Source organism: Halomonas sp. NCCP-2165 (genome assembly GCF_023708045.1).
Classification (GTDB): Bacteria; Pseudomonadota; Gammaproteobacteria; order Pseudomonadales; family Halomonadaceae; genus Bisbaumannia; species Bisbaumannia pacifica.
In genome coordinates, this window is record NZ_BRCY01000024.1 from 1 (window position 1) to 23,043 (window position 23,043).

Below are 23,043 nucleotides of genomic sequence, written 5' to 3' on the forward strand. Positions count from 1 at the left end.
CCCTTCTTCGAGGACTCGGCGGACCAGCAGGGCTCGACCATGGGGAGTGAGACGGGCATTCTTATGGGTGTTCATCCGGGCCTCCTGGAGGTTGGTTTGGTTCGCACCCCCAGTTTTCCGGGTTGGCTCCGGATGAACAACCTACCGAGAGATCACAGCTAGGCCGAGGCGCCGCGGATTCTCGCGCCCGACGCCGGCCCTTCCCAGATGGGTCGGCGGCCTGTCAAGGAAAAAGGTTCCCAAACGGTGCCGCTTTCCGTAGAATGTCGCGTCTTCATGACTGGGTCGTGAGTCCGCTCACGCCCTGAAGACTCCAAATTTCAGCAATCCAACCGAAGGACTGTTTAACGCCATGGTTACCATTCGTCTGGCACGTGGTGGCGCCAAGAAGCGTCCCTTCTATCACCTGACCGTGACCGACTCTCGCAAATCCCGCGACGGTCGTTTCCTCGAGCGCGTCGGCTTCTTCAACCCGGTGGCCCGTGGCCAGGAAGAGCGTCTGCGCGTCGACCTGGAGCGCGTCACCCACTGGCAGGATCAGGGTGCCCAGCTCTCCGAGCGCGTCGCCGAGCTGATCAAGGAAGCTCGCAAGCAGGCCAGCGCCTGATCGTGAGCCCGGTGCAGGAAACCGCCATGACCTCTCCCCAGGACAGCCCCGATGCACAGCACGTGGTATTGGGTAAACTGACCAGCTCCTACGGGGTCAAGGGGTGGCTCAAGGTGTACTCCTACACCAGCCCCATGGAGGGCATTCTCGACTACCCCGAGTGGTGGGTGCGTCTCGATGGTCGGGTGGCGAAGTACCGCCTGACTCAGGGGCGTCGCCATGGCAAGGGACTGGTCGCGAGCCTCGATGGGGTGAACGACCGCGACGCCGCCGAGCGGCTGGCCGGGGCAGAGATCCTGCTGCCCAAGTCGGCGCTGCCAAAGCTGCCCGCGGACGAGTATTACTGGCACCAGCTGGAAGGACTCGAGGTGGTGACCGCCGAGGGACAAGCCCTGGGGCGTGTGGCCTACCTGTTCGAGACCGGCGCCAACGACGTCATGGTCGTGCGCGGTGCCGCCGACGGCAAGGAGCGGCTGCTGCCCTTTTTGCCCGATGAGGTGATACTCGACGTGGATCTCGATGCCGGCCGCATGACGGTGGCCTGGGATCCCGATTTTTGACCCTAGGGTCTACCGCCCGAGGCGGAACCCCCGGGGCCGATGCCTGGAATCGATTGCCGTGTGGATAGGTGTTGTCTCGCTGTTCCCGGAGATGTTCGACGCGATCAGCCGTTATGGCGTGACCGGTCGAGCGGTCAAGCAAGGGTTGCTGGAACTGGAATTCTGGAATCCCCGGGACTTTGCCACCGACAAGCACCGCACGGTGGATGATCGCCCCTATGGGGGCGGGCCGGGCATGCTGATGAAGGTCGAGACGCTGCGTCAGGCGATTCATGCCGCGCGCGCCGAGGCCGAAGCGACACAGGGCCAGCCGGCCCGCGTGATCTACCTGTCGCCCCAGGGGCGACCTCTGGATCAGCGCGGTGTCCAGGAACTGGCCGCGGCGGGACCCCTGATCGTGGTGGCCGGCCGTTACGAGGGCATCGACGAGCGTATCGTCGAGGCCGATATCGATGAAGAGTGGTCCATCGGCGACTATGTGCTGAGCGGCGGCGAGCTGCCCGCCATGGTGCTGATCGATGCCGCCGCCCGGCTGGTGCCGGGGGTGCTGGGACACCAGGACTCGGCGGTAGAGGACTCCTTCAACGAGGGACTGCTGGATTGCCCCCATTACACGCGCCCCGAGGAGATCGACGGGCGGGTGGTGCCGGAGGTACTGCTGAGCGGCAATCATGGTGCCATTCGTCGCTGGCGCCTCAAGCAGTCCCTGGGACGCACCTGGCTCAGGCGCCCCGACCTTCTCGAGGGTCGCGAATTGAGCCGAGAGCAGCGACAACTGCTCGATGAATTTATCGACGAATACGCCAGTCAGGCGGAGGTGCGAGCCACCCCCGAGGCCCCATAAGCCAGGGCAGACTCGCGTCACACATCCGATTCCCGCGTCTGCGTGCCTACGCCGAGCGTCGGGATCACGGCCACTTCCGGGTGGCGATAGAGAGATTGAGGAGCTAGCAATGAGCAGCAAGAACAAGGTGATCCAGGCGATCGAAAACGAGCAGATGAGCAAGGAAATCCCGGCCTTCGCCCCCGGCGATACCGTGATCGTCCAGGTCAAGGTCAAGGAAGGTAACCGCGAGCGTCTGCAGGCCTTCGAGGGCGTGGTGATCGGCAAGCGTAGCCGCGGTCTGAACTCCGCCTTCACCGTGCGCAAGATCTCCCACGGTGTCGGCGTCGAGCGGACCTTCCAGACCTACAGCCCGCTGGTCGACTCCATCAGCGTCAAGCGCCGCGGCGACGTGCGCCAGGCCAAGCTGTACTACCTCCGCGAGCGCAGCGGCAAGTCTGCCCGTATCAAGGAAAAGCTGGCCTAAGTCGGGCCAGGCCGCGACCCGGCACCGCCGAGGTCGCCGGGAAACCCCGTCACCGCTCGCGCGGGGCGGGGTTTCCCTGCATTTGAGGCCCGCCGATGTCCGATGCCACCCTGATCGACGCCTTCCTCGATGCCCTGTGGCTCGAGCAGGGCGCCAGTGAGCACACCCTGGCCGCCTATCGCCGCGACCTCGGCGCCTGGGCGGCCTGCCTGGCCGAGCGGGACGCCTGCCTGCTGGCTCCCGGCGCCGAGACCCTGCCCGAGTGGCTAGCGGCGCGCCGCGCGGCGGGTTACCGGCTGCGCTCCAATGCCCGCTTGCTGTCCAGCCTGCGGCGCTTCTACCGCTGGGCGCTGATGACCGAGCGACTGAGTGTCGATCCCCTGGCCGGGGTGCGTCTGCCCAAGGTGCGTCCCAACCTGCCGAATACCCTCGACGAGGCCGAAGTGGAGCGGTTGCTGGCGGCGCCGGACACCGAGACTCCCTTGGGGCTGCGCGATCGCGCCATGCTGGAGGTGCTCTACGGCTGCGGCCTGCGGGTCTCGGAGCTGGTCAACCTGAGCCTGGCCAGCGTCAACCTGCGCCAGGGCGTGGTACGGGTGCTGGGCAAGGGCGACAAGGAGCGCCTGGTGCCCCTGGGCGAGGAGGGCATCGCCTGGCTCGAGCGCTACCTGCGCGGCGGCCGGGGGGCGATGATGCAGGACCCCACCCGGCCGGCGCTCTTCCCCGGGCGCGGCGATGCCTGCCTGACCCGTCAGGCCTTCTGGCATCGCATCAAGGCCCATGCTCGCGCCGCCGGCATCTCGCGGCCCCTGTCGCCGCATACCCTGCGCCACGCCTTCGCCACCCATCTGTTGAATCATGGGGCCAATTTGCGTGTCGTACAGCTGTTGCTGGGTCATAGCGACCTGTCGACGACCCAGATCTATACCCATGTGGCCCAGGCCCGCCTGGAGCTGCTGCATGCCGAACATCACCCGCGAGGCTGAACATGCAACGAGCGTCACGAGTCGTACTGGCTGGCCTGCTGGCCGCCGTCCTGTCCGCCCCGGCCCTGGCCGACCCCGCCGCCGAGCTGGCCGAGCGCCTGAGCGTGCGCGGCGAATCGATGCCGGTGGAGAGCGTGACCGCGACCCCCCTGGAAGGGTTCTTCGAGGTGCGCCTGGACAACGGCGAGACCTTCTACAGCGACAGCAGCGGGCGCTTCTTCCTGGTCGGGGACCTCTACGAGAACGCCGACCAGGGGCTGGTCAATCTCACCGAGCAGGCCCGCAACGCCGAGCGCGCCGAGCGCCTGGCGATGATCCCCGAGGCCGAGCGGGTGATCTTCCGTGGCGCCGAGAGTCGCGCCGTGGTCAGCGTCTTCACCGATACCACCTGCCCCTACTGCGTGCGTCTCCACGAGGAGGTGGCGGCGCTCAATGAGCGGGGAATCGAGGTACACTATCTGGCTTTCCCGCGGGGCGGCATGGGCTCACAAGGCGCTCGAGAGCTGCAGCAGGTGTGGTGCGACGCCAATCCCGGCGAGGCGATGAGCCGGGTCAAGGGCGGGGAGTCCCTGGAAGGGCCCGCGGACTGCGACAATCCGGTCGAGGCCCAGTATCATCTGGGGATGGAGCTTGGCGTCCAGGGCACGCCGGCCATCGTGCTGCCCGACGGGCGCCTGGTGCCGGGCTATGTGCCCGCCGAGCGCCTGGCCGCCATGCTGGGCCTCGACGACTGAACAGACGCAAGACGATGACGAGTGGCGGGCGTAGGCCCGGCCGGAACCGCCACCGCTGGACCGCCGCCCGACGACCCGGGCGGACACCGAACACTAGAGCAAGGGGATATCACGTTGAAACCGGTGAGAGTGGGAATCTGTGGCCTGGGTACCGTCGGTGGCGGTACCTTCAATGTCCTGACGCGCAATGCCGACGAGATCGCCCGGCGGGCCGGGCGGCCCATCGTGATCGAACAGGTGGCGATGCGTCGCGACAACCCGGACTGCGACACCACCGGCGTCAAGACCACCGCCGATATCTTCGAGGTGGCCCGTAACCCCGAGGTGGACGTGCTGGTGGAGCTGATCGGCGGCTACGACATCGCCCGCGAGCTGGTGCTCACCGCCATCGAGCACGGCAAGCACGTGGTCACCGCCAACAAGGCGCTGATCGCCGTACACGGTAACGAGATCTTCCAGGCCGCCCACGAGAAGGGCGTGATCGTCGCCTTCGAGGCCGCCGTGGCCGGCGGCATCCCGGTGATCAAGTCGCTGCGCGAGGGCCTGGGCGCCAACCGCATCGAGTGGGTCGCCGGCATCATCAACGGCACCGGCAACTATATCCTCACCCATATGCGCGACGAGGGCCGAGCCTTCGAGGACGTCCTCGCCGAGGCCCAGGCGCTGGGCTACGCCGAGGCCGACCCCACCTTCGACGTGGAAGGCATCGATGCCGCCCACAAGCTGACCATCCTCGCCTCCATCGCCTACGGCGTGCCGCTGCAGTTCGAGAAGGCCTATACCGAGGGCATCTCCCGGGTCACCGCCGAGGACGTGGAGCAGGCCGATAACCTGGGCTATATCATCAAGCACCTGGGCATCTCCAAGCGCACCGAGCAGGGCCTGGAACTGCGGGTCCACCCGACCCTGATTCCCAAGGAGCGCCTGCTGGCCAATGTGCACGGCGTCAAGAACGCCATCGCGGTGATGGGCGATGCCGTGGGCCCGACCCTCTACTACGGCGCCGGCGCCGGTGCCGAGCCCACCGCCTCCGCGGTGGTGGCCGACCTGCTCGACGTGGCCCGGGATATCACCACCGCTCACCACTACCGGGTGCCCTACCTGGCCTTCAGCGGCATCGATGAGGACGTCAGCCAGCTGCCGATCCTGCCCATGGAGGAGATCAACACCGCCTACTACCTGCGGCTGCTGGCGGTGGATCGCCCCGGCGTGCTGGCCCGGGTGGCGACCATCCTCTCCGAGCAGGGCATCTCCATCGAGGCGCTGATCCAGAAGGAGGCCACCGAAGGCGAGCTGGTGCCGATCATCCTGCTGACCCACCGCACCCGCGAGCAGCAGATGAACGAGGCGATTCGCCAGATCGAGTCCATGGCCGATATCGCCGGGCCGGTGACGCGGATCCGCGTGGAATCCCTCGACGAACACGAATAAGCCGGGCTTCGCCCGAGCGGCAAGCCGTAAGCTGGAAGCTGGAAGCGCCCCCCAGCGGATACGGGGGCGCTTCTAGCTACTACCGCTATCTGTCGCCGGATCGGCTCCGAGCGAGCAAAGGAATCGAACAATGCGCTATATCAGTACCCGCGGGCGCGCGCCCGCGCTCTCCTTCGAGGACGTGGTGCTCACCGGCCTGGCCAGCGATGGCGGCCTCTATGTCCCCGAGACCGTGCCGCAGTTCTCCCATGAGGAACTGGCCGAGATGGCCGGCCTGTCGTACGCGGAGATCGCTTTCCGGGTGATGAAGCCCTTCGTCAACGGCGAGATCGACGACGACACCTTCCGTCGCCTGGTCACCGAGGCCTATGCCACCTTCAGTCACGACGCCGTGGTGCCGCTCAATCAGCTCGATGCCAACCACTTCCTGCTCGAGCTCTTCCACGGCCCGACGCTGGCCTTCAAGGACGTGGCCCTGCAGCTACTCGGGCGTATCCTCGATCACTTCCTGAAGAAGCGCGGCGAGCGGGCGGTCATCATGGGCGCCACCTCCGGCGATACCGGCTCCGCGGCCATCGAGGGCTGCCGCCACTGCGACAACCTCGACATCTTTATCCTCCACCCGCACAACCGGGTCTCCGAGGTGCAGCGTCGCCAGATGACCTCGGTGCTGGCGGACAACGTCTTCAATATCGCCATCGAGGGCAACTTCGATGACGCCCAGGCGATGGTCAAGGCGAGCTTCGCCGACCAGGACTTCCTCAATGGCACCCGACTGGTGGCGGTCAACTCCATCAACTGGGCGCGGATCATGGCCCAGATCGTCTACTACGTGGCCGCCGGCGTGGCCCTGGGCGCCCCCCACCGCAAGGTGAGCTTCTGCGTGCCCTCGGCCAACTTCGGCAACGTCTTCGCCGGCTTTATGGCCTACCGCATGGGCCTGCCGGTGGAGCGCTTCGTGATCGCCACCAACGCCAACGATATCCTCCACCGCACCCTGGCCGACAACGACTTCTCCAAGAAGGAACTGGTCGCGACCCTGGCGCCTTCCATGGATATCGTCGTCTCCTCCAACTTCGAGCGACTGCTGTTCGAGGCCTACGATCGCGATGGCGCCGCCGTGGCCGAGCTGCTGGAGCGCTTCCAGGCGGAACCCGCGACGCTCGCCGACGCGCCGCTATCGCGCCTTCGTGAACGCTTCGCCAGCCATAGCGTCGATGACGCCACCATCCTCGAGGTGATCCGCGAGGCGCATCACCGCACCCAGGAGATCCTCGACCCGCACACCGCCACCGGTTATCGCGCCGCCGAGCGCGAGCGGGGCGACGAGAGCGTGCCGATGATCACCCTGGCCACCGCGCATCCGGCCAAGTTCGCCGAGGCGGTGGTCAAGGCGGGCTTCCCCGGGGTGCCGCTGCCGCCGCATATGGACGACCTGCTGGAGCGCGAGGAGCGCTACACGGTGCTGCCGGCGGAGCTTTCCGCGGTACAGCAGTTCGTCGCCGAGAATCGCCGCTAAAGCCGGAAGCCGGAAGCCGGAAGCCGGAAGTCGGAAGTCGAGGCGAAGGGCGCCGGGGACAGGCCTGAAGGGGGGCTATGCCAGGGATGGCATCGGTAGCGCCCAGGGAGGGGGGCACCGCGCCCCGAACAAGGCCTGTCGCTGGATCAGCCCCGAGTGGGCATATGCCCCTCTACATCGTGTGCCTACCTGCAGGAGCCTGACTTGAGTGCCGCCAGTGATCCCATGGAGTTGAACGAGCGGCTACGGCCGCGGATTCAGTCGCGTCCCTTGAACCAGGCCCTCTATGCCCGGGCCCAGCAGGAGGGCCTCTCGGAGCTCCAGGCGCGAATCCTCGCCGGGCGCCTCGACGACTACCGCGGCGAGCTGGCGCCGCTGATCTCGCCCAGCCTGCGCCACCTGGCGCATCCCGAGCGGCTGGCCGACGGCCGCCGCGCCGCCGAGCGCATCGCCCAGGCGGTGGCCGAGGGCGAGCATATCGGCATCCTCACCGACTACGACGTGGACGGCATCACCTCCCATGTGGTGATTCGCCGAACCCTGCACGAGCTATTCGGGGTGCCCGAGGCCAAGCTGCATAGCCTGATCGGCCACCGGATCCATGACGGCTACGGCATCAGCCTGCCCCTGGTGGAGCGCACCCTCTCGCTCGCGCCGCGGCCCAGCCTGGTGATCACCGCCGACTGCGGCAGCAGCGACGAGCCGCGTATCGCTCGCCTGGCCGCCGAAGGGGTCGAGGTGGTGGTCACCGACCACCACGCCCTGCCCGTGGAGGGCCCGCCGGCCTCGGCCTATGCCACCGTCAACCCCACCCGGGACGACTGCGACTACCCGGACCCGACCATCGCCGGCTGCATGGTCGCCTGGCTGACCATGTCGCTGACCCGCGGCGTGCTGATCGACTGGGGCGTGCTGCCCGAGGCCACCCCCAAGCTTTCCCCCTGGCTCTCCTATGTGGCGCTGGGCACGGTGGCGGACTGCGTGTCCCTGGGCGGCAGTCCCGCCAATCGCGCCGTGGTCAGCCATGGCCTGACCCTGATCAACCGCCTGGAGGCCGCCTGCTGGCGCACCATGGCGGCGCGCCTGGGGCCCGACAGCCTGCCCTTCGACGCCGAGACCCTGGCCTTCCAGATGGGCCCGCGCATCAATGCCCGCTCGCGGCTCGACGACCCCTATGCGGCCCTGCATTTCATGCTGGCCGCCGATGACGCCACCGCGGCGCGCCACCTGGAGACCCTCGATCAGGACAATCAGTCGCGCAAGGCGATCGAGGCGGAGATGACCGAGCAGGCCAAGGCCCTGGCCCGGGCGCCGCTGGTCGAGGATGCCCCGGCCCTGGTGATCTTCCTGGAGCAGGGCCATGCGGGGGTCCAGGGCATCGTCGCCTCGCGGCTGGTGCAGGCCTACGGGCGGCCGACCCTGGTGCTGACCCCCGCCGCGGCCCCGGGCATGTTGACCGGCTCCGGGCGCTCCATCGAGGGGCTGCATCTGCGCGATGCCCTGCAACGCGCCCATGAGCTGGCCCCGGAGGCGCTACCGCGCTTCGGCGGCCACCGTGGCGCCGCCGGGGTGGGGGTGCCCCGGGAGCGGCTGGACGCCTTCCGCGAGGCCGTGCTGACGGCGGTGGCGGAGCAGCTCGGCGGCGCCGAGCTCTATCCCAGGGTGCTGACCGACGGGGAGTTGTCGCCCGAGCAGCTCAGCCTCACCACCCTGGAGACCCTCGAGGCCCTGGGCCCCTATGGTCGGGAGTTCGAGGCGCCACTCTTCGAAGGGGATTTCCTGGTGGAGTCGCTGCGCCCGGTGGGTGCCGACGGCAGCCACCTGATGATGGACCTCTCCCTGGGTCGCATGAGTCATCGGGCAATCTGGTTCCGTGCCCTGACCCCCGGCGAGCTGCCCGCCTTCGGCCTGGGCGACCGCCTGCGCTGCGCCTACAAACTCAACCGCAACCGCTGGAAGGGGCGCGAATCGCTGCAGCTGATGGTGGAGCATGCCGAGCCACTGGGCGCCTAGGCGATATGTCGATCCTAGCTAAGCCAGAACCACCAGGCGATGGCGGCGATCAGCGCCAGGCCCGCTAGATTGATCAACCAGGTCATGGGGTTGCCTCCCGTGGCGTCGTGTCGGTGGGATGGTCGCTCGATGCGCCGAGCTTGAGCAGGCGCAGGCGGTTGGCGTTGCCCACCACGGTGATGGACGAGAGCGACATGGCGGCGCCGGCGATCATCGGCGACAGCAGCATGCCGGTCAGGGGGTAGAGCACCCCCGCGGCGATGGGGATGCACAGGGCGTTGTAGCCGAAGGCGCCCACCAGGTTCTGCTTGATATTGGTGAGGGTCGCCCGGCTGATCTCGATGGCCGCGGCGACGCCGTGCAGGGAGCCGCGCATCAGGGTGATGCCGGCGCTCTCGATGGCCACGTCGGTGCCCTGGCCGATGGCGAAGCCCACGTCGGCCCGGGCCAGGGCGGGGGCGTCGTTGATGCCGTCGCCGACCATGCCCACCACCTCGCCGGCCTGCTGGCGACGCTCGATCTCGGCGTGCTTGTCCTCGGGCAGCAGGCCGGCCCGGAAGTCGTCGATACCCAGCTCGGCGGCGATGGCGGCGGCGGTGTGTCGGTTGTCGCCGGTCAGCATCACCACCCGCAGGCCATCCGCCTGCAGGCGCCTGATCGCCGCGGCGGTATCGTGGCGCAGCGGGTCGCTGATGCCGAAGAGTGCGGCCAGTTCGCCGCCCACGGCCAGGTAGACCACGGTGCGGGCCTGCTTTTCCCACTGGCTGGCCCGCTCGGCGGCATCGCCCAGGTCGATGCCGGCCTCCTCCAGCAGGCGGGCATTGCCCAGCAGCAGCGCGTGGCCGTGCTCGTCGCTGGCCCGGACGCCGCCGCCGGTCACGCTCGAGAAGTCGCGGATCTCGGCGGCCGTGTCGCCGATCCGCGCCTCACAGTAGCTCACCAGGGCGCTGGCCAGGGGATGCTCGGAGCCCCGCTCCAGGGCCGCGACCAGGCCCAGTAGCCGGGTCTCCTCGTTGTCGTCCTCCCCGGCAGAGAACAGATGGGCCTCGGTCACCCGTGGCTTGCCCTCGGTGAGGGTGCCGGTCTTGTCCACCACCAGGGTGGTGAGCTTGCTGGCGGTCTGTAGGGCCTCGCCGTTTCTGACCAGCACCCCCTGCTCGGCGGCCTTGCCCACGCCGACCATGGTGGAGATGGGCGTGGCCAGGCCCAGGGCGCAGGGACAGGCGATGATCAGTACCGTGGTCGCGGTGACCAGCATATGAATGACCCGCGGCTCGGCGCCGACGTTGAACCAGGCCAGGGCGGTCAGCACGGCGATGATCATCACCGAGGGTACGAAGATGCTGGAGATGCGGTCGGCCAGGGCGCCGATGGGCGGGCGGGAGTTCTGGGCGCTGGCCACCTGCTCGGTGATCTGGCCCAGGCGAGTATCGGCGCCGACCCGGGTCGCCTCGTAGACCAGCCCGCCCTTGCCGTTGACGGTGCCGGCACTGACCTCGTCATCCACGCCCTTGGCCACCGGAAGTGGCTCGCCGGTGAGCATCGACTCGTCGACATGGCTGGCGCCCTCCACCACCACGCCGTCCACCGGCAGGCGCTCGCCGGGGCGCACGCGGATGTGGTCGCCTTCGCGCACCGCGTCGATCTCCACCTCTCGTTCCTCGCCGTCGCGGATCACCCGGGCGGTGCGGCTCTGCAGATCGAGCAGGCGCTTCAGGGCATCGCTGGTGCGGCCCCGGGCGCGCAGTTCCAGGGCGTTGCCCAGCAGCACCAGGCCGATCACCATGGCCGAGGCCTCGAAGTAGATGCCCTGGGCCACTTCCGGGAGCCAGGGGGCGAAGACCACCACCGCCATGGAGTAGCCCCAGGCGGTGCCGGTGCCCATGGCGATCAGGGTGTCCATATTGGCCTGGTGATGACGGAAGTTCTTCCAGGCGTTGATAAAGAAGTGGCGGCCGGGGCCGGCCATCACCGCCAGCGTCAGCAGCCCGATTACCAGCCAGAAGAACCGCCCCGGACCCACCGGGTGGGGGTGGAAGAAGAACATGCTGGCCATCAGCGGCACCGCCAGCGCCAGCGACCAGAAGCTGCCGTGCAGGCGGCGGCGATACTCCCTGGCATCCTGTTCGGCGCGGCTGGCCTCGGCCTGGCGCAGGTCGACGATCGGCTCGGCCTCGTAGCCCGCCGAGCGCACGGCCCGGATCAGTGCCTCGGCGTCGGCGCTGCCATGGACCTGGGCGGTACGGGTGCCGAAGTTGACGCTGGCGGTGGCCACGCCCGGGGTGCGCTCCAGGGCCTGCTGCACGCTCTTCACGCAGCTGGCGCAGGTCATGCCACCGATCGCCAGCCGCCGGGTGGTGGCGTGCTCCGCCGCCGACGGGGCCTGGGCGGCGGGCGCCTTGTCCTCGTCGGCTGGCGCGGCATCGGGCGCCTCGTCGGCGTGGGCGATCTCGCCGGTCGGGTAGCCGGCCTGGGCGAGGATGGCGTCGAGGGTCTCGCCATCCAGCGAGGAGGTGACGGTGAGGCGCTTCTCGGCGGGCTCGCCCATCACCTCGGCCTCGGGATCCCGGGCCTGAATCGCCTCGCGCATGCGTTTGACGCAGCCCTGGCAGCTCATGCCGGGGACGCTGCGCTGGAGTGATGACTGGGCGTTCATGGTGTCTCCTCCCGGGGCTCGGCATCGTATGAGGCATCGGCCTTGGTATCGCCGAGGGGCTCGGGGAAGCTCTCGATCAGGCGGCACAGGCTATGGCCATCGGGGGTGCCGTCGGGCATCGCTTCCCAGGCCGACAGTGCCTGCTCCATGCGGGCGGCCAGCGCCTCGAGCTCATGGATACGGGCGCGGATCTCCGGCAGGCGGCTGGCCAGCAGGTCGCGGACCAGGGGGCAGGGGGAGTCGCCCTGGTCGGCATGGGCGAGGATGTCGCGAATCTCGGCGACGCTGAAGCCCAGGGTACGGGCGCGCTGAATAAAGCGCAGCCGCTCCAGGTCCCGGTGTGCGTAGCGCTGGTAGCCGTTATCCGGATCGCGGGAGGGGTGCAGCAGTCCCTCGCGGGTGTAGTGGCGCACGGTCTCGCCGGTGACCCCGGCGGCCCGGGCCAGTTCGATCACTTTCATGGCGTCTCTCGCGGGTCGATGGTTACCGGGAGTGTAGAACCTGTGAGTAACACCTAGGTCAAGCAGCGCTTGCCGGGACAGGACGAGGTGCCCGGCGGCGACTCGGCAAGTGGTTGAAAGTTCAGGAGGTCAAACAGTCGTGCGACTAAAGTATTAGCAAATATTGCATTAAAACGAACGTTTGGCCTTGATCTTCCCCAGGGGTTGCGCCAACACTGGGGGCACGTCATCGCCCGCCGGCGCGGGTTTATAACAACGCACAGCTCACCCCTGAAAAGGATGTCGTGACCATGCAGAACAAGTTCAACAAGCTCTCCTTAGCCGTGGCCATCGCCGCTGTCACCTTCGCCGGCCAGGCCAGTGCCGGCGGTTATCAGATCAACGAACAGAGCGTCAGTGGCCAGGGCTATGGTCACGCCGGCCGCAGCTCCAACGTCCATGATGCCACCATCGTCTTCGGCAACCCGGCGGGGATGTCCTTCCTGAACCGGGCCCAGATTAGTGCCGGCGGTACCTATCTCGATGTCAGTAGCGAGATCAGCAATGTTGAATATACAAGCACCGTGCCCGGTACAGGCGGTTCTACTGCCGAAGGCGACATGGTTCCCGGTAAGCTGATCCCCTTTGCCTTCTATGCCCAACCGCTTAACGAGCGCCTGGCCTTCGGCTTCGGTGTCTATGCGCCTTTTGGTTCGAATACAGACTATGAAGATACATTTGCTGGGCGAACTTTCGGCAACTACACCGAAGTGCGGGTGGTCAGCGCCCAGCCGACCCTCTCCTATCGCATCAACGACCAGTGGTCGGTCGGGGCCGGGATTACCTATAACCGAGTAGAGGGCGAGCTGCATCGCCAAGTTCCGATCGGGGTTAGTACCGAGCTTGATTCCCGAATCGAGGGCGATGACGATGGCTGGGGCTATAACCTGGGGGTGATCTATCAACCGGTGCCGGAGACCACCCTGGGCCTGACCTATCGCTCCAAGGTGGATTACACCCTGACCGGCGACTTCCGGGCCATAGATCCCGCCGGTAACGTCGCCATGACCGACGATGCCAGCCTGGATCTGACCACGCCGGAGACCGTCAACTTCTCCCTGACCCAGCAGATGTCGGATCGCCTGAAGCTGATGTTCGGTGCCTCCTGGACCCGCTGGAGTCGCTTCGATGAGATTCTGGTGACAGGAGAGTCTAGGCCCGTGATCACTCGGGAAGAGCAGAACTACTCCAATGCCTGGGCCTTCGCCGTGGGGGGCGAGTATCAGTTGAATCCGCAGCTGGCGCTGCGGGCCGGCCTCAGCCTGGATAATACGCCCACCAATGACAATGATCGTAGTGTCCGCATCCCCTCGGACGATCGGCGGATTTTCTCTTTGGGCGCGGGCTGGACGCCTATGGAGGATTTGACCCTGGACTTCGCCTACTCCTATCTCACCGAGCGGAGCACTCGGGTTGAGCAGGGCGGACCGGGGGATCTTCGAGGTGATTTCAGTGCCGACTACAAGAACGAGGCCCATGGGTTCGGTGCTCAGCTGACCTACCGCTTCTAAGCCGCGTCGTTCGACGAACCAGGAGCCCGGCCCCGGCCGGGCTCCTGGCGTTTGGGGGCATCGTGGCGGATGCGGCCCGGCGTCAGGTTCGCTACAATGATGCCCTTTCCGCGCCGCCCGGCCCCGGGGATGCTTCTCGGGGTAGGCGGCCGTTTGTTCACCGCAGATCGAGGCGAGACGCCCCCATGCTGGAAACCAATCCCATTCATAACCTCATCAAGGACCTGTCCGAACGGACAGACGTCCTGAGGGGGTATCTTTGACTATGCCGAACGCAAGGATCGGCTAGAAGAAGTCTCCCGCGAGCTGGAAGACCCCAACGTCTGGAACGACCCGGACTACGCCCAGAAGCTCGGCAAGGAGCGCGCCTCCCTGGAGCAGATCGTCCAGACCATCGACGAGCTCGATCAGGGCCTCGGCGACAGCCGCGACCTGCTCGAGCTGGCCGAGATGGAGGAGGACGAGGCCACCGTCGACGAGGTGCGCAAGGAGCTCGAGGGGCTCCAGGAAGCTCTGGAGAAGCTGGAGTTCCGGCGCATGTTCGCGGGCGAGATGGACGAGAACAACGCCTACCTCGATATCCAGGCCGGCTCCGGCGGCACCGAGGCCCAGGACTGGGCCAATATCCTGCTGCGCATGTACCTGCGCTGGGCCGAACATCACGGCTTCAAGGCCGAGATCATCGAGGCCTCCGCCGGCGAGGTGGCGGGTATCAAGTCGGCGACCCTCCATGTCCAGGGCGACTACGCCTTCGGCTGGCTGCGTACCGAGACCGGGGTGCATCGCCTGGTGCGCAAGAGTCCCTTCGACTCCGGCGGCCGGCGCCATACCTCCTTCGCCTCGGTGTTCCTGTCGCCGGAGGTGGACGACAGCTTCGAGGTGGAGATCAACCCGGCCGACCTGCGGGTCGATACCTACCGCTCCAGCGGTGCCGGTGGTCAGCACGTCAACACCACCGACTCGGCGGTGCGTATCACCCACGAGCCCACCGGCATCGTGGTGGCCTGTCAGAGCCAGCGCAGCCAGCACGCCAACCGCGACTTCGCCATGAAGCAGCTCAAGGCGAAGCTGTGGGAACACGAGATGCAGAAGCGCAACGCCGCCAAGCAGGAGGCGGAGGAGTCCAAGGCCGATATCGGCTGGGGCAGCCAGATCCGCTCCTATGTGCTGGATGACCAGCGCATCAAGGACCTGCGCACCGGCGTGCAGACCAGCAACTGCGACAAGGTGCTGGACGGCGACCTGGACCAGTTTATCGAAGCCAGCCTTAAACAGGGTCTCTGACCCTCGCCCATCGCGGCGGGGCGGAGGCCTCGCCGCGTGCCGGCGCCTCTTCTCCGTTTCCGCCAGCCCCTTTGCCCAAGCTTAACTCGACTACAGGTAGCGACATGGCCAACCAGAGCCCCTCCACGGATAGCCCCCAGCAGGACGAGAACCACCTGATCGCCGAGCGCCGCGCCAAGCTGGCCGCGCGCCGCGAGCAGGCCGTTGCCCAGGGGGCGAGTGCCTTCCCCAATGACTTTCGCCGCGACAGCCAGGCCGCCGAGCTGATGGCCGAGCTCGGCGACAAGGCGAAGGAGGAACTCGAGGCGCTGGGGCGCCAGGCGGCGGTGGCCGGGCGCATCATGCGCAAGCGGGGCCCCTTTATCGTCATTCAGGACGTCTCCGGCCAGATCCAGCTCTATGTCGACAAGAAGGGGCTGCCGGCCGAGGTGCTCGAGGACGTCAAGGGCTGGGATATCGGCGATATCGTCGCCGGGCGGGGGCCGGTCCACAAGTCCGGCAAGGGCGACCTCTATGTGATGATGGAAGAGGCCAAGCTGCTCACCAAGAGCCTGCGCCCGCTGCCCGACAAGTTCCACGGCCTCACCGACATGGAGGCCCGCTACCGCCAGCGCTACGTGGACCTGATCATGAACCCCGACTCGCGCCAGGTCTTCGCGACCCGCGCCGGGGTGATCAGCGCCATGCGCCGCTTCTTCGAGGCCCGCGGTTTCATGGAGGTGGAGACCCCCATGCTGCAGGCGATCCCCGGCGGTGCCACGGCGCGCCCCTTTATCACCCACCACAATGCGCTGGACCAGGACATGTACCTGCGCATCGCCCCGGAGCTCTACCTCAAGCGCCTGGTGGTGGGGGGCTTCGAGAAGGTCTTCGAGATCAACCGCAACTTCCGCAACGAAGGCCTCTCCACTCGGCACAACCCCGAGTTCACCATGATCGAGTTCTATCAGGCCTACGCGGACTATAACGACCTGATGGACCTCACCGAGGCGATGCTGCGCACCCTGACCCAGGAGGTGCTGGGCACCACCACCGTGGTCAATACCGTGCGCAACCGCGACGGCGAGGTGCTGGAGACCTTCGAGTACGACTTCGGCCGTCCGCTGCGTCGCCTGAGCGTCTTCGACTCGATCCTCGAGTACAACCCGGATATCCATGCCGAGGCCCTGGCCGACGAGAGCGCCGCCCGTCAGATCGCCGAGCGCCTGGATATCGACGTCAAGGATGGCTGGGGCCTGGGCAAGGTCCAGATCGAGATCTTCGAGAAGACCGTGGAGCATCGCCTCCATGAGCCCACCTTTATCACCGAGTATCCCACCGAGGTGAGCCCGCTGGCACGCCGCAAGGATTCGAACCCCTTCGTCACCGAGCGCTTCGAGTTCTTCGTCGGCGGCCGCGAGATCGCCAACGGCTTCTCCGAGCTCAATGACGCCGAGGACCAGGCCGAGCGCTTCCGCGAGCAGGTGGCCGAGAAGGAGGCCGGCGACGACGAGGCGATGTATTACGACGCCGACTATGTGCGCGCTCTCGAATACGGCCTGCCGCCCACCGCCGGCGAGGGCATCGGTATCGATCGCCTGGTGATGCTGCTCACCGACAGCGCCTCGATCCGCGATGTGTTGCTGTTCCCGGCCATGCGCCCCGAAGGCGATTGAAGGGGAGCGCCTCCTTCCGTGGGGGCGCATGAACCGGGGCGGGAAGTATTGGTAACCGCGAGCCCTTGCACCCATAATGCCCAGGAATCGTCATCGAGGAGAGTGCGATGAAACTGCTCAACCGCTCCGCCCTGAGCGTCAAGCCGACCCAGCCCTTCCTGGACTGGATCAACTCCCTGGAGCCCACGGTGGGCGAGGATGACCTGACCCTCGATGACATCGATCGGGAAAGTACCATCTACCTGATCCCCGAGATGGATACCCCGGAGGCCCTGCAGGCCTTCGTCCGGGAGCGCTACCTGGAGATCCTCGAGACCGAGCTGCGAGCCTGGGAGGAGGACGAGCGCCTCTGGCCCGAGACCCTCGACTGGGCGCTCTTCCAGCGCTTCCTGCGGGTCGAGCACAGCTACCTGGCCATGGACCTGGACGACGAGGCGCCCCTGGAGATCTCCGAGTTCGACGATGCCCTGCTGATGGAAAGCGACCCGGATTAAGCGGATCGCCTCACCGTCCTCCAAGACCGGCCGCGGCCGGTCTTTTCGTTGCGCTGGCATAAACGGAACCTCATGAGCCGACTCTTCTCCACCCGCCCCGGCGACGATGGCCTGCCGGGACCCGAGCGCCGCCTGGCCGTCCTGACCCTGGTGCTGGGCACCCTGATCATGGTGGTGGACGTCACCATGATCAACGTGGCCCTGCCCTCCATCGCCCGCGACCTGGCCATCTCCGAGGCCCGTGCGGTGTGGGTGGTGACCAGCTTCCAACTGGTGTGTGGCGCCAGCCTGCTGCTGTGCGCCGCCCTGAGCGAGCTGCTGACCCGGCGTCGCCTCTACCTCTCGGGGCTGCTGCTGTTCTCCGTCGCCTCCCTGGGGGCGGCCCTCTCCGGGCGCTTCGAGACCCTGCTGCTGTTCCGCGCCCTCCAGGGGCTGGGGGCCGCCGCCACCCTCTCCATCGGTCCCTCCATCTATCGACAGGTCTTCCCCTCGCGGCTGCTGGGGGCGGCCATGGGCTTCAGCGCCATGGTGGTGGCGGTGGGCTATGCCTCGGGGCCGGCCCTGGGCGGGCTGGTGCTGGCCGTCGCCGACTGGCCCTGGCTGTTCGCCCTCAATGTGCCCCTGGGCCTGATCGCCGCCATGCTGGCCTGGCGAGCCTTGCCCACCGAGCCGCGCCGCCAGGGCGGCTTCGACCTGGCCGGGGCCCTGCTCTCGGCGGCCATGCTGGTTAGCTTCTTTCTGGCCATGGACGCCCTGGGCCATGGCGATGCCTGGGGACTGGCCCTGCTCGCCCTGAGCCTGGCCTGCGGCGCTGGCTTCCTGTTCCGCCAGCGTCGCGCCCGCCATCCGCTGCTGCGGTTGGGACTCTTCCGTGAACCGCGCTTCGCCCTGGGCATCCAGGCCCAGGGACTGACCTTTATCGCCCAGGGGTTGGTCTTCGTGGCGCTCTCCTTCTACTACCAGAAGGAACTCGGCTACTCGCCCCTGCAGACCGCCTGGCTCTTCACCCCCTGGCCGCTGATCATCATGCTCACCGCGCCCCTGGCCGGGCGCCTGGCGGATCGGGTCAATCCGGCCCTGCTGGCCAGTACCGGGCTCGGGCTGCTGATGAGCGGCCTGGCGGCCCTGGCGCTGCTGGGGCCCGAGGCGAGCCTCGCCGACAGCCTGTGGCGCATGGCGCTGTGCGGCCTGGGCTTCGGGCTCTTCCAGGCCCCCAACAATCGCGAGCTGATGAGCAGCATCCCGCGAGAGCGCAGTGCCAACGCCTCCGGGGTGATGAGCACCACCCGTACCCTGGGGCAGTCCCTGGGGGTGGCCGTGGTCGGCCTGGTGCTGGCCACCGGCTGGCTGGCCTCGGTGCAGGCCACCCTCTGGCTGGGCTGCCTGGCCTGTCTGCTGGCCCTGCTGGCCAGCCTGCGGCGCCTGCCGCTGAGTGAGGCGGCGCGCCGCGAGGACCATCGTCGGCGCCTGGCCGAATGAGTACAATGGAGGCTCTTTCCCTCTCCCCTAGCGAGGCTCCCATGAGCGTACAGGCGTCCATCGAAGCGAAACTCCAGGCCCTCGAGCCCAGCATGCTGTTGGTGGAGAACGAGAGCCACAAGCACCATGTGCCGCCGAACTCCGAGACCCACTTCAAGGTGACCCTGGTCTCCGAGCGCTTCGGCGGCATGCTGCCGGTCAAGCGCCACCAGCAGATCTACGCCCTGCTGGCCGACGAGCTGGCCGGCCCCGTGCATGCCCTGGCGTTGCATCCCTATACCCCGGAGGAGTGGGCCGCCCGGGGCGGCGAGCGCCCCGACTCCCCGAACTGTCGCGGCGGCGGCCGGTGATCAACGAGCCGCAGCGCCTCCAGTACCTGGAGGCCATGGGATTGACCGCCTGGACGGCCCGCTATCGGCTGCCCGGGGCGGCCGAGACCCCGGCCTGCGACTGGCCCGAGGAGGCGCCGGTGGCGGCTCAGGCGCCCCGGGCCCGCCTGCAGGCGCTGCTGCAGGAGCCCGCGGCGCCCACCCACGCGCCCGCCGAGGCGACGCCCCAGGCATCGACCCAGGCATCGACCCAGGCATCGCCCGAGGCGACCGCCGGGCCGGGGCGGGCCAAGGCCCTGCTGGGCGAGGCGCCCCAGGCCCTGGTCGCCACGCCGCCGGAGGCCCAGACCCACGCCGCCCAGCCCGTGGTCCCCGTCGCCTCGCCGGCAGCGCCCCAGCGGGCGCTGCGTTTCTCCGTACAGTTGATGGCCCTGGAGGGGCGCTGGCTGGTGCTCCTCCCCGAGGCGCCGAATGCCAGCCAGCAGCGCTTGCTGAATAACCTGGGGCGTGCCGCCGGCCTGCCTCTGGCGGCCCCGGCCTTGCAGCGTTTCGACTGGCCGCTGATGGAGGGGCTGCCGGTGGAGGCGCCCCTGGAGGAGGCCCGGGAGGGACTCAAGGCCTTTATCGCCGGGCGCGGCTGGCACCCGGAGCGGCTGCTGGTGTTCGGCCTCTCGCCGGAGCTCGGCCGGGTGCTGGCCATCGACGGCGAGCGCAGCGAAGGCCTGGCGCTACCCGCCTGGCAGGGGCCGAGCCTCGCCGAGCTGGCCGGGGACGGCGAGGCCAAGCGTGGCCTGTGGCCGGGGCTGTTCGCCCTGGGCCAGGCCTGGACCGGCGATGGCGATGCCTGAGCTCGTCCGCCTGGGGCGGGCGGACCTGCCGGCCCTGCTGGCCCTGGAGCGGGCCGGGCAGCCCCACCCCTGGAGCGAGCGCCAGTTGGCCGATGCCCTGGAGGACGAGGCGGCCCGGGGCTGGGGCGTACGCGATGGGGAGGCGCTGCTGGGGCAGGCGATCGTCTATCGGCTGCCCTTCGAGGCGGAGCTTCAGGCCATCACGGTGTCGCCCCGGGCCCGGCGGCGCGGCCTGGCGCGGCGGCTGCTGGAGCGCGTGATCGAGACGGCGAGGGGGTGGGGGAGCGAGCGGCTGCTGCTGGAGGTGCGAGCCGGCAATGCGCCGGCCCTGGCGCTCTATCGGGCCGCCGGTTTCACGGAGGACGGGCGGCGCCGGGGCTACTATCCGGGGGGGAGCGGGGCGCCACGGGAGGACGCGGTGCTGATGTCGCTCGCCCTGGCGCCCCCGGCGGAGATGGCTTAGGTTTTGTACGAAAAGTCGGCGAGTGATGGCCAGACAAGGCAAAAATCGGCGAAAAGACGGAGTTTACGCGGTGTAAATGAGTACTTTGAGCCGATTTTTAACGCCGTATGGGCGAGCGCAGACAGTTTTCGTACAGAGCCTAGGACTGACCGCCGCCGTCCAGCTCCTGAAACTTGCTCAACAGGCCATTGAGGCGACGCTGCCACTCGTCGTGCTCCTGCTTCAGGCGGCTGTTTTCTTCGCGCAGCTCCTCGGCTTCCATCTTCAGCAGTTCCAGGGCCTCCACGGCCTGGGACACCTTCTGTTCGAGCTGGTTGAAGAGTTCGATACTCATCCTGTTTCTCCTGATCGCTGGGCGTGTGGCATGAGCCTACAGGGCGCAGCGTACGATGGCTGGCGCGGCTCAGCAAGCGTCGCCGGCCGGCGACGGCGGGGCCTGGCACAACTGGCGTTGGTAGAGGCGCCCCAGGGTATCGCCGGCCTTAACCTCCCGATGCAGTCGCCAGTGGGCCGGTACCCTCAGTGCCAGCGCCTGCTCCACCTCCACATAGATCCATGCCTCCGGGGCGAGCCAGCCGTTTTCCTCCAGGCCGACACAGGCCGCCTCCGCCAGCCCCTGGCGGAAGGGCGGGTCGAGGAAGACCAGGTCGAAGGGGGTGGCGGGGCCGGCCAGGAAGGCCTCCGTGGCCTGAGTCAGGACCCGGCCCCGGTCATCAGCCCCCAGGGTCGCCAGGTTGCTGCCGAGCCCCTGGGCCACCCGGGGCTCGCGCTCCACGAAGCAGGCCTGCCGGGCGCCCCGGGAGAGCGCCTCCAGCCCCAGGGCGCCGGTGCCGGCATAGAGGTCCAGCACCCGGGCGCCGGGCGTCACCCCGGTCAGCCAGTTGAACAGGGTCTCGCGGACCCGGTCCGGGGTGGGGCGCAGGCCGGGGCTATCGGGCACCGGCAACTGGCGGCGGCGATAGTCGCCGCCGATGATGCGCAGCTTGCCGCGACCACCCGGGCCAGGCCCTGAGGCGGCCCCCCGGGACGAGGCGCGGCGCTGGCGAGAGGAAGAAGAAGGACGTCGTTTCATGGCGGGGATTGTACCCCCGCCCTTATTCCCAGTCATGGCCGGGGACGGCGAGAGGAGGATATGGTTCGTCGTGTCAGGGGCGAGGGCATCTCACCGGGTTATCCGCATCCACAGTAATGATTGGCGGCGGCAAGAGGAGGATGTGGTTCGTCGTGTCAGGGGCGAGGGCATCTCACCGGGTTATCCGCATCCACAGTAATGATTGGCAGTGGTAGGATGAGCCGATTCTTCAGACCTCGAGGTCAGATCCCCCCATGTTCGGATTTTTCAAGCGCAAGAAGAAACAGGAAGAGCAGCAGCAACAGGCCGAGGAGGCCCGGCTCGAGGAGGCCCAGGCGTCCGAGAGTGAAACGGCAGATGCCGAGGACGAAGCGCCGGTCACCGAAGCCGCGCCCGAGGTAGCGGCGTCGGCGCCAGTCGACGAGGCTGTCTCGCCTGAGCCTGAGCCTGAGCCTGAGCCTGAGCCTGAGCCTGAGCCTGAGCCTGAGCCTGAGCCTGAGCCTGAGCCCGAGCCCGAGGTCGTCGATACGCCCGAGCCCGAGGCCATCGATACGCCCGAGCCCGAGGCCGTCGATACGCCCGAGCCCGAGGCCGTCGATAAGCCCGAGCCGGTGGCGGCGGTCGCGCCGGAGGAGGCACCCAAGAAGAAGGGCTGGTTCGCGCGGATCAAGGCGGGGCTCGGCAAGACCCGTGCCAACCTGACCGACGGCATCGCCGACCTCTTCCTGGGCAAGAAGCAGATCGACGACGACCTGATGGAGGAGCTGGAGACCCAGCTGCTGATGGCCGACGTGGGCATCGAGGCCACCACCGAGATCATCGACAGCCTCACCGACCGGGTCTCCCGCAAGGAGCTCAAGGACTCCGAGGCCCTCTATCAGGCCCTGCAGGAGGAACTGACCGCCCTGCTGGCGCCGGTGGCCAAGCCCCTCGACCTGCCGCCCAAGGGCGAGGGTCCCTTCGTGATCCTGATGGTGGGCGTCAACGGCGTCGGCAAGACCACCACCATCGGCAAGCTCACCAAGCACTTCCAGGCCGAGGGGCGCAGCGTGATGCTGGCCGCCGGCGATACCTTCCGCGCCGCCGCGGTGGAGCAGCTCAAGGTGTGGGGCGAGCGCAACAGCGTGCCGGTGATCGCCCAGCACACCGGCGCCGACAGTGCCTCGGTGATCTATGACGCCCTGGCCGCCGCCAAGGCCCGCCAGGTGGACGTGTTGATCGCCGATACCGCCGGCCGCCTGCACAACAAGGGCCACCTGATGGAGGAACTCAAGAAGGTGCAGCGGGTGATGGGCAAGCTGGACGCCCAGGCCCCCCACGAGGTGATGCTGGTGCTCGACGCCGGCACCGGGCAGAACGCCCTCGCCCAGGCCAGCACCTTCAACGAGGCGGTGCCGGTCACCGGCATCACCCTGACCAAGCTGGATGGCACCGCCAAGGGCGGCATCATCTTCGCCCTGGCCAAGCAACTGGGCACGCCGATCCGCTATATCGGCGTCGGCGAGTCCCTGGACGATCTGCGCTCCTTCGCCGCCGAGGAGTTCGTCGGCGCGCTCTTCGCGCGTGACGACGCCCGGCGCGACGACGCCTGA

The 23,043-nt window shown here is 67.9% G+C and carries 23 protein-coding genes; 18 read left to right on the forward strand and 5 right to left on the reverse strand.

Annotation, left to right across the window (positions count from 1 at the left end; translation table 11 throughout):
• Positions 1 to 75: leucine zipper domain-containing protein (locus tag NFU04_RS12405; protein WP_251309827.1), on the reverse strand; the 75-nt coding region annotated here is incomplete at its 3' end.
• Positions 76 to 352: 277 nt separating this feature from the next.
• On the opposite strand from NFU04_RS12405, the gene rpsP reads away from it, so the two are divergent.
• The 9 genes from rpsP to NFU04_RS12450 all read left to right on the forward strand — a co-directional run bounded on the left by rpsP (position 353) and on the right by NFU04_RS12450 (position 9,160).
• Entirely contained in the window at positions 353 to 607 is a 255-nt protein-coding gene (gene rpsP / locus NFU04_RS12410) for a 30S ribosomal protein S16 (protein WP_146803387.1), read from the forward strand.
• A gap of 26 nt (positions 608 to 633) precedes the next feature.
• Positions 634 to 1,167 (forward strand): ribosome maturation factor RimM, encoded by a 534-nt coding sequence (gene rimM / locus NFU04_RS12415; protein ID WP_146803388.1) that lies wholly within the window; start codon positions 634 to 636, stop codon positions 1,165 to 1,167.
• A 58-nt stretch (positions 1,168 to 1,225) separates the two neighbouring features.
• A complete protein-coding gene (trmD, locus tag NFU04_RS12420) occupies positions 1,226 to 2,011 on the forward strand; it encodes a tRNA (guanosine(37)-N1)-methyltransferase TrmD (RefSeq protein ID WP_251309768.1) in 786 nt (261 codons plus the stop codon).
• A 109-nt stretch (positions 2,012 to 2,120) separates the two neighbouring features.
• The gene (gene rplS / locus NFU04_RS12425) at positions 2,121 to 2,477 is read left to right on the forward strand and encodes a 50S ribosomal protein L19 (protein WP_146803390.1); all 357 of its coding nucleotides are present in this window, start codon (positions 2,121 to 2,123) and stop codon (positions 2,475 to 2,477) included.
• A 95-nt stretch (positions 2,478 to 2,572) separates the two neighbouring features.
• Positions 2,573 to 3,463, forward strand: coding sequence for a site-specific tyrosine recombinase XerD (gene xerD / locus NFU04_RS12430; RefSeq protein WP_251309769.1), 891 nt, complete (start codon positions 2,573 to 2,575; stop codon positions 3,461 to 3,463).
• A 2-nt stretch (positions 3,464 to 3,465) separates the two neighbouring features.
• The gene (locus tag NFU04_RS12435; RefSeq protein ID WP_251309771.1) at positions 3,466 to 4,197 is read left to right on the forward strand and encodes a DsbC family protein; all 732 of its coding nucleotides are present in this window, start codon (positions 3,466 to 3,468) and stop codon (positions 4,195 to 4,197) included.
• 114 nt (positions 4,198 to 4,311) lie between these two features.
• Positions 4,312 to 5,628 (forward strand): homoserine dehydrogenase, encoded by a 1,317-nt coding sequence (locus tag NFU04_RS12440; RefSeq protein ID WP_251309772.1) that lies wholly within the window; start codon positions 4,312 to 4,314, stop codon positions 5,626 to 5,628.
• 130 nt (positions 5,629 to 5,758) lie between these two features.
• Positions 5,759 to 7,147: a threonine synthase gene (gene thrC / locus NFU04_RS12445; RefSeq protein ID WP_251309773.1), complete on the forward strand. Its 1,389-nt coding sequence runs from the start codon at positions 5,759 to 5,761 to the stop codon at positions 7,145 to 7,147.
• A gap of 225 nt (positions 7,148 to 7,372) precedes the next feature.
• Positions 7,373 to 9,160: a single-stranded-DNA-specific exonuclease RecJ gene (locus NFU04_RS12450; protein ID WP_251309828.1), complete on the forward strand. Its 1,788-nt coding sequence runs from the start codon at positions 7,373 to 7,375 to the stop codon at positions 9,158 to 9,160.
• An 82-nt stretch (positions 9,161 to 9,242) separates the two neighbouring features.
• On the opposite strand, the gene NFU04_RS12455 is transcribed toward NFU04_RS12450, so the two are convergent.
• Positions 9,243 to 11,816, reverse strand: coding sequence for a heavy metal translocating P-type ATPase (locus NFU04_RS12455; RefSeq protein WP_251309775.1), 2,574 nt, complete (start codon positions 11,814 to 11,816; stop codon positions 9,243 to 9,245).
• Entirely contained in the window at positions 11,813 to 12,277 is a 465-nt protein-coding gene (locus NFU04_RS12460) for a MerR family transcriptional regulator (protein WP_251309778.1), read from the reverse strand. The genes NFU04_RS12455 and NFU04_RS12460 overlap by 4 nt, the downstream gene beginning before the upstream one ends.
• 290 nt (positions 12,278 to 12,567) lie before the next feature.
• Between NFU04_RS12460 and NFU04_RS12465 the strand changes: the two genes are divergently transcribed.
• From NFU04_RS12465 to rimI, 8 genes are all read left to right on the forward strand, one after another.
• Positions 12,568 to 13,827 carry an OmpP1/FadL family transporter gene (locus NFU04_RS12465; RefSeq protein WP_251309779.1) on the forward strand — a complete coding sequence of 420 codons (1,260 nt, stop codon included), beginning with the start codon at positions 12,568 to 12,570 and terminating at the stop codon, positions 13,825 to 13,827.
• 185 nt (positions 13,828 to 14,012) lie between these two features.
• Positions 14,013 to 15,111 (forward strand): peptide chain release factor 2 gene (gene prfB, locus NFU04_RS12470; RefSeq protein WP_459382090.1). Its coding sequence is split into 2 segments (ribosomal slippage): positions 14,013 to 14,087 and positions 14,089 to 15,111, totalling 1,098 coding nucleotides; the frame shifts between segments, so codons are not numbered across the junction.
• Positions 15,112 to 15,215: 104 nt separating this feature from the next.
• Positions 15,216 to 16,766 carry a lysine--tRNA ligase gene (gene lysS, locus NFU04_RS12475; RefSeq protein WP_251309780.1) on the forward strand — a complete coding sequence of 517 codons (1,551 nt, stop codon included), beginning with the start codon at positions 15,216 to 15,218 and terminating at the stop codon, positions 16,764 to 16,766.
• 107 nt (positions 16,767 to 16,873) lie between these two features.
• On the forward strand, positions 16,874 to 17,260 hold the full coding sequence (locus NFU04_RS12480; protein WP_251309781.1) for a hypothetical protein: 387 nt from the start codon (positions 16,874 to 16,876) through the stop codon (positions 17,258 to 17,260).
• Positions 17,261 to 17,332: 72 nt separating this feature from the next.
• On the forward strand, positions 17,333 to 18,739 hold the full coding sequence (locus NFU04_RS12485) for an MFS transporter (RefSeq protein WP_251309782.1): 1,407 nt from the start codon (positions 17,333 to 17,335) through the stop codon (positions 18,737 to 18,739).
• A gap of 41 nt (positions 18,740 to 18,780) precedes the next feature.
• A complete protein-coding gene (locus NFU04_RS12490) occupies positions 18,781 to 19,089 on the forward strand; it encodes a BolA family protein (protein WP_146803400.1) in 309 nt (102 codons plus the stop codon).
• A complete protein-coding gene (locus tag NFU04_RS12495; RefSeq protein ID WP_251309783.1) occupies positions 19,086 to 19,916 on the forward strand; it encodes a hypothetical protein in 831 nt (276 codons plus the stop codon). The genes NFU04_RS12490 and NFU04_RS12495 overlap by 4 nt, the downstream gene beginning before the upstream one ends.
• Entirely contained in the window at positions 19,909 to 20,379 is a 471-nt protein-coding gene (gene rimI / locus NFU04_RS12500) for a GNAT family protein (RefSeq protein WP_459382091.1), read from the forward strand. The genes NFU04_RS12495 and rimI overlap by 8 nt, the downstream gene beginning before the upstream one ends.
• Positions 20,380 to 20,518: 139 nt before the next feature.
• Here the strand turns inward: rimI and NFU04_RS12505 are convergent, their stop codons facing one another.
• Entirely contained in the window at positions 20,519 to 20,713 is a 195-nt protein-coding gene (locus NFU04_RS12505; RefSeq protein WP_251309792.1) for a cell division protein ZapB, read from the reverse strand.
• 69 nt (positions 20,714 to 20,782) lie between these two features.
• Complete coding sequence (rsmD, locus tag NFU04_RS12510; protein ID WP_251309797.1) at positions 20,783 to 21,451, reverse strand: 16S rRNA (guanine(966)-N(2))-methyltransferase RsmD; 669 nt, start codon at positions 21,449 to 21,451, stop codon at positions 20,783 to 20,785.
• A gap of 254 nt (positions 21,452 to 21,705) precedes the next feature.
• Between rsmD and ftsY the strand changes: the two genes are divergently transcribed.
• The gene (gene ftsY, locus NFU04_RS12515) at positions 21,706 to 23,043 is read left to right on the forward strand and encodes a signal recognition particle-docking protein FtsY (RefSeq protein ID WP_251309800.1); all 1,338 of its coding nucleotides are present in this window, start codon (positions 21,706 to 21,708) and stop codon (positions 23,041 to 23,043) included.

Excerpts from the sequence above, each read along its gene's own strand:
- rpsP (WP_146803387.1), top strand. The coding sequence starts at position 353 with ATGGTTACCATTCGTCTGGCACGTGGTGGCGCCAAGAAGCGTCCCTTC.
- rimM (WP_146803388.1), top strand. The coding sequence starts at position 634 with ATGACCTCTCCCCAGGACAGCCCCGATGCACAGCACGTGGTATTGGGT.
- rplS (WP_146803390.1), top strand. The coding sequence starts at position 2,121 with ATGAGCAGCAAGAACAAGGTGATCCAGGCGATCGAAAACGAGCAGATG.
- xerD (WP_251309769.1), top strand. The coding sequence starts at position 2,573 with ATGTCCGATGCCACCCTGATCGACGCCTTCCTCGATGCCCTGTGGCTC.
- NFU04_RS12435 (WP_251309771.1), top strand. The coding sequence starts at position 3,466 with ATGCAACGAGCGTCACGAGTCGTACTGGCTGGCCTGCTGGCCGCCGTC.
- thrC (WP_251309773.1), top strand. The coding sequence starts at position 5,759 with ATGCGCTATATCAGTACCCGCGGGCGCGCGCCCGCGCTCTCCTTCGAG.
- NFU04_RS12450 (WP_251309828.1), top strand. The coding sequence starts at position 7,373 with ATGGAGTTGAACGAGCGGCTACGGCCGCGGATTCAGTCGCGTCCCTTG.
- NFU04_RS12455 (WP_251309775.1), bottom strand. The coding sequence starts at position 11,816 with ATGAACGCCCAGTCATCACTCCAGCGCAGCGTCCCCGGCATGAGCTGC.
- NFU04_RS12460 (WP_251309778.1), bottom strand. The coding sequence starts at position 12,277 with ATGAAAGTGATCGAACTGGCCCGGGCCGCCGGGGTCACCGGCGAGACC.
- NFU04_RS12465 (WP_251309779.1), top strand. The coding sequence starts at position 12,568 with ATGCAGAACAAGTTCAACAAGCTCTCCTTAGCCGTGGCCATCGCCGCT.
- lysS (WP_251309780.1), top strand. The coding sequence starts at position 15,216 with ATGGCCAACCAGAGCCCCTCCACGGATAGCCCCCAGCAGGACGAGAAC.
- NFU04_RS12480 (WP_251309781.1), top strand. The coding sequence starts at position 16,874 with ATGAAACTGCTCAACCGCTCCGCCCTGAGCGTCAAGCCGACCCAGCCC.
- NFU04_RS12485 (WP_251309782.1), top strand. The coding sequence starts at position 17,333 with ATGAGCCGACTCTTCTCCACCCGCCCCGGCGACGATGGCCTGCCGGGA.
- NFU04_RS12490 (WP_146803400.1), top strand. The coding sequence starts at position 18,781 with ATGAGCGTACAGGCGTCCATCGAAGCGAAACTCCAGGCCCTCGAGCCC.
- rimI (WP_459382091.1), top strand. The coding sequence starts at position 19,909 with ATGCCTGAGCTCGTCCGCCTGGGGCGGGCGGACCTGCCGGCCCTGCTG.
- NFU04_RS12505 (WP_251309792.1), bottom strand. The coding sequence starts at position 20,713 with ATGAGTATCGAACTCTTCAACCAGCTCGAACAGAAGGTGTCCCAGGCC.
- rsmD (WP_251309797.1), bottom strand. The coding sequence starts at position 21,451 with ATGAAACGACGTCCTTCTTCTTCCTCTCGCCAGCGCCGCGCCTCGTCC.
- ftsY (WP_251309800.1), top strand. The coding sequence starts at position 21,706 with ATGTTCGGATTTTTCAAGCGCAAGAAGAAACAGGAAGAGCAGCAGCAA.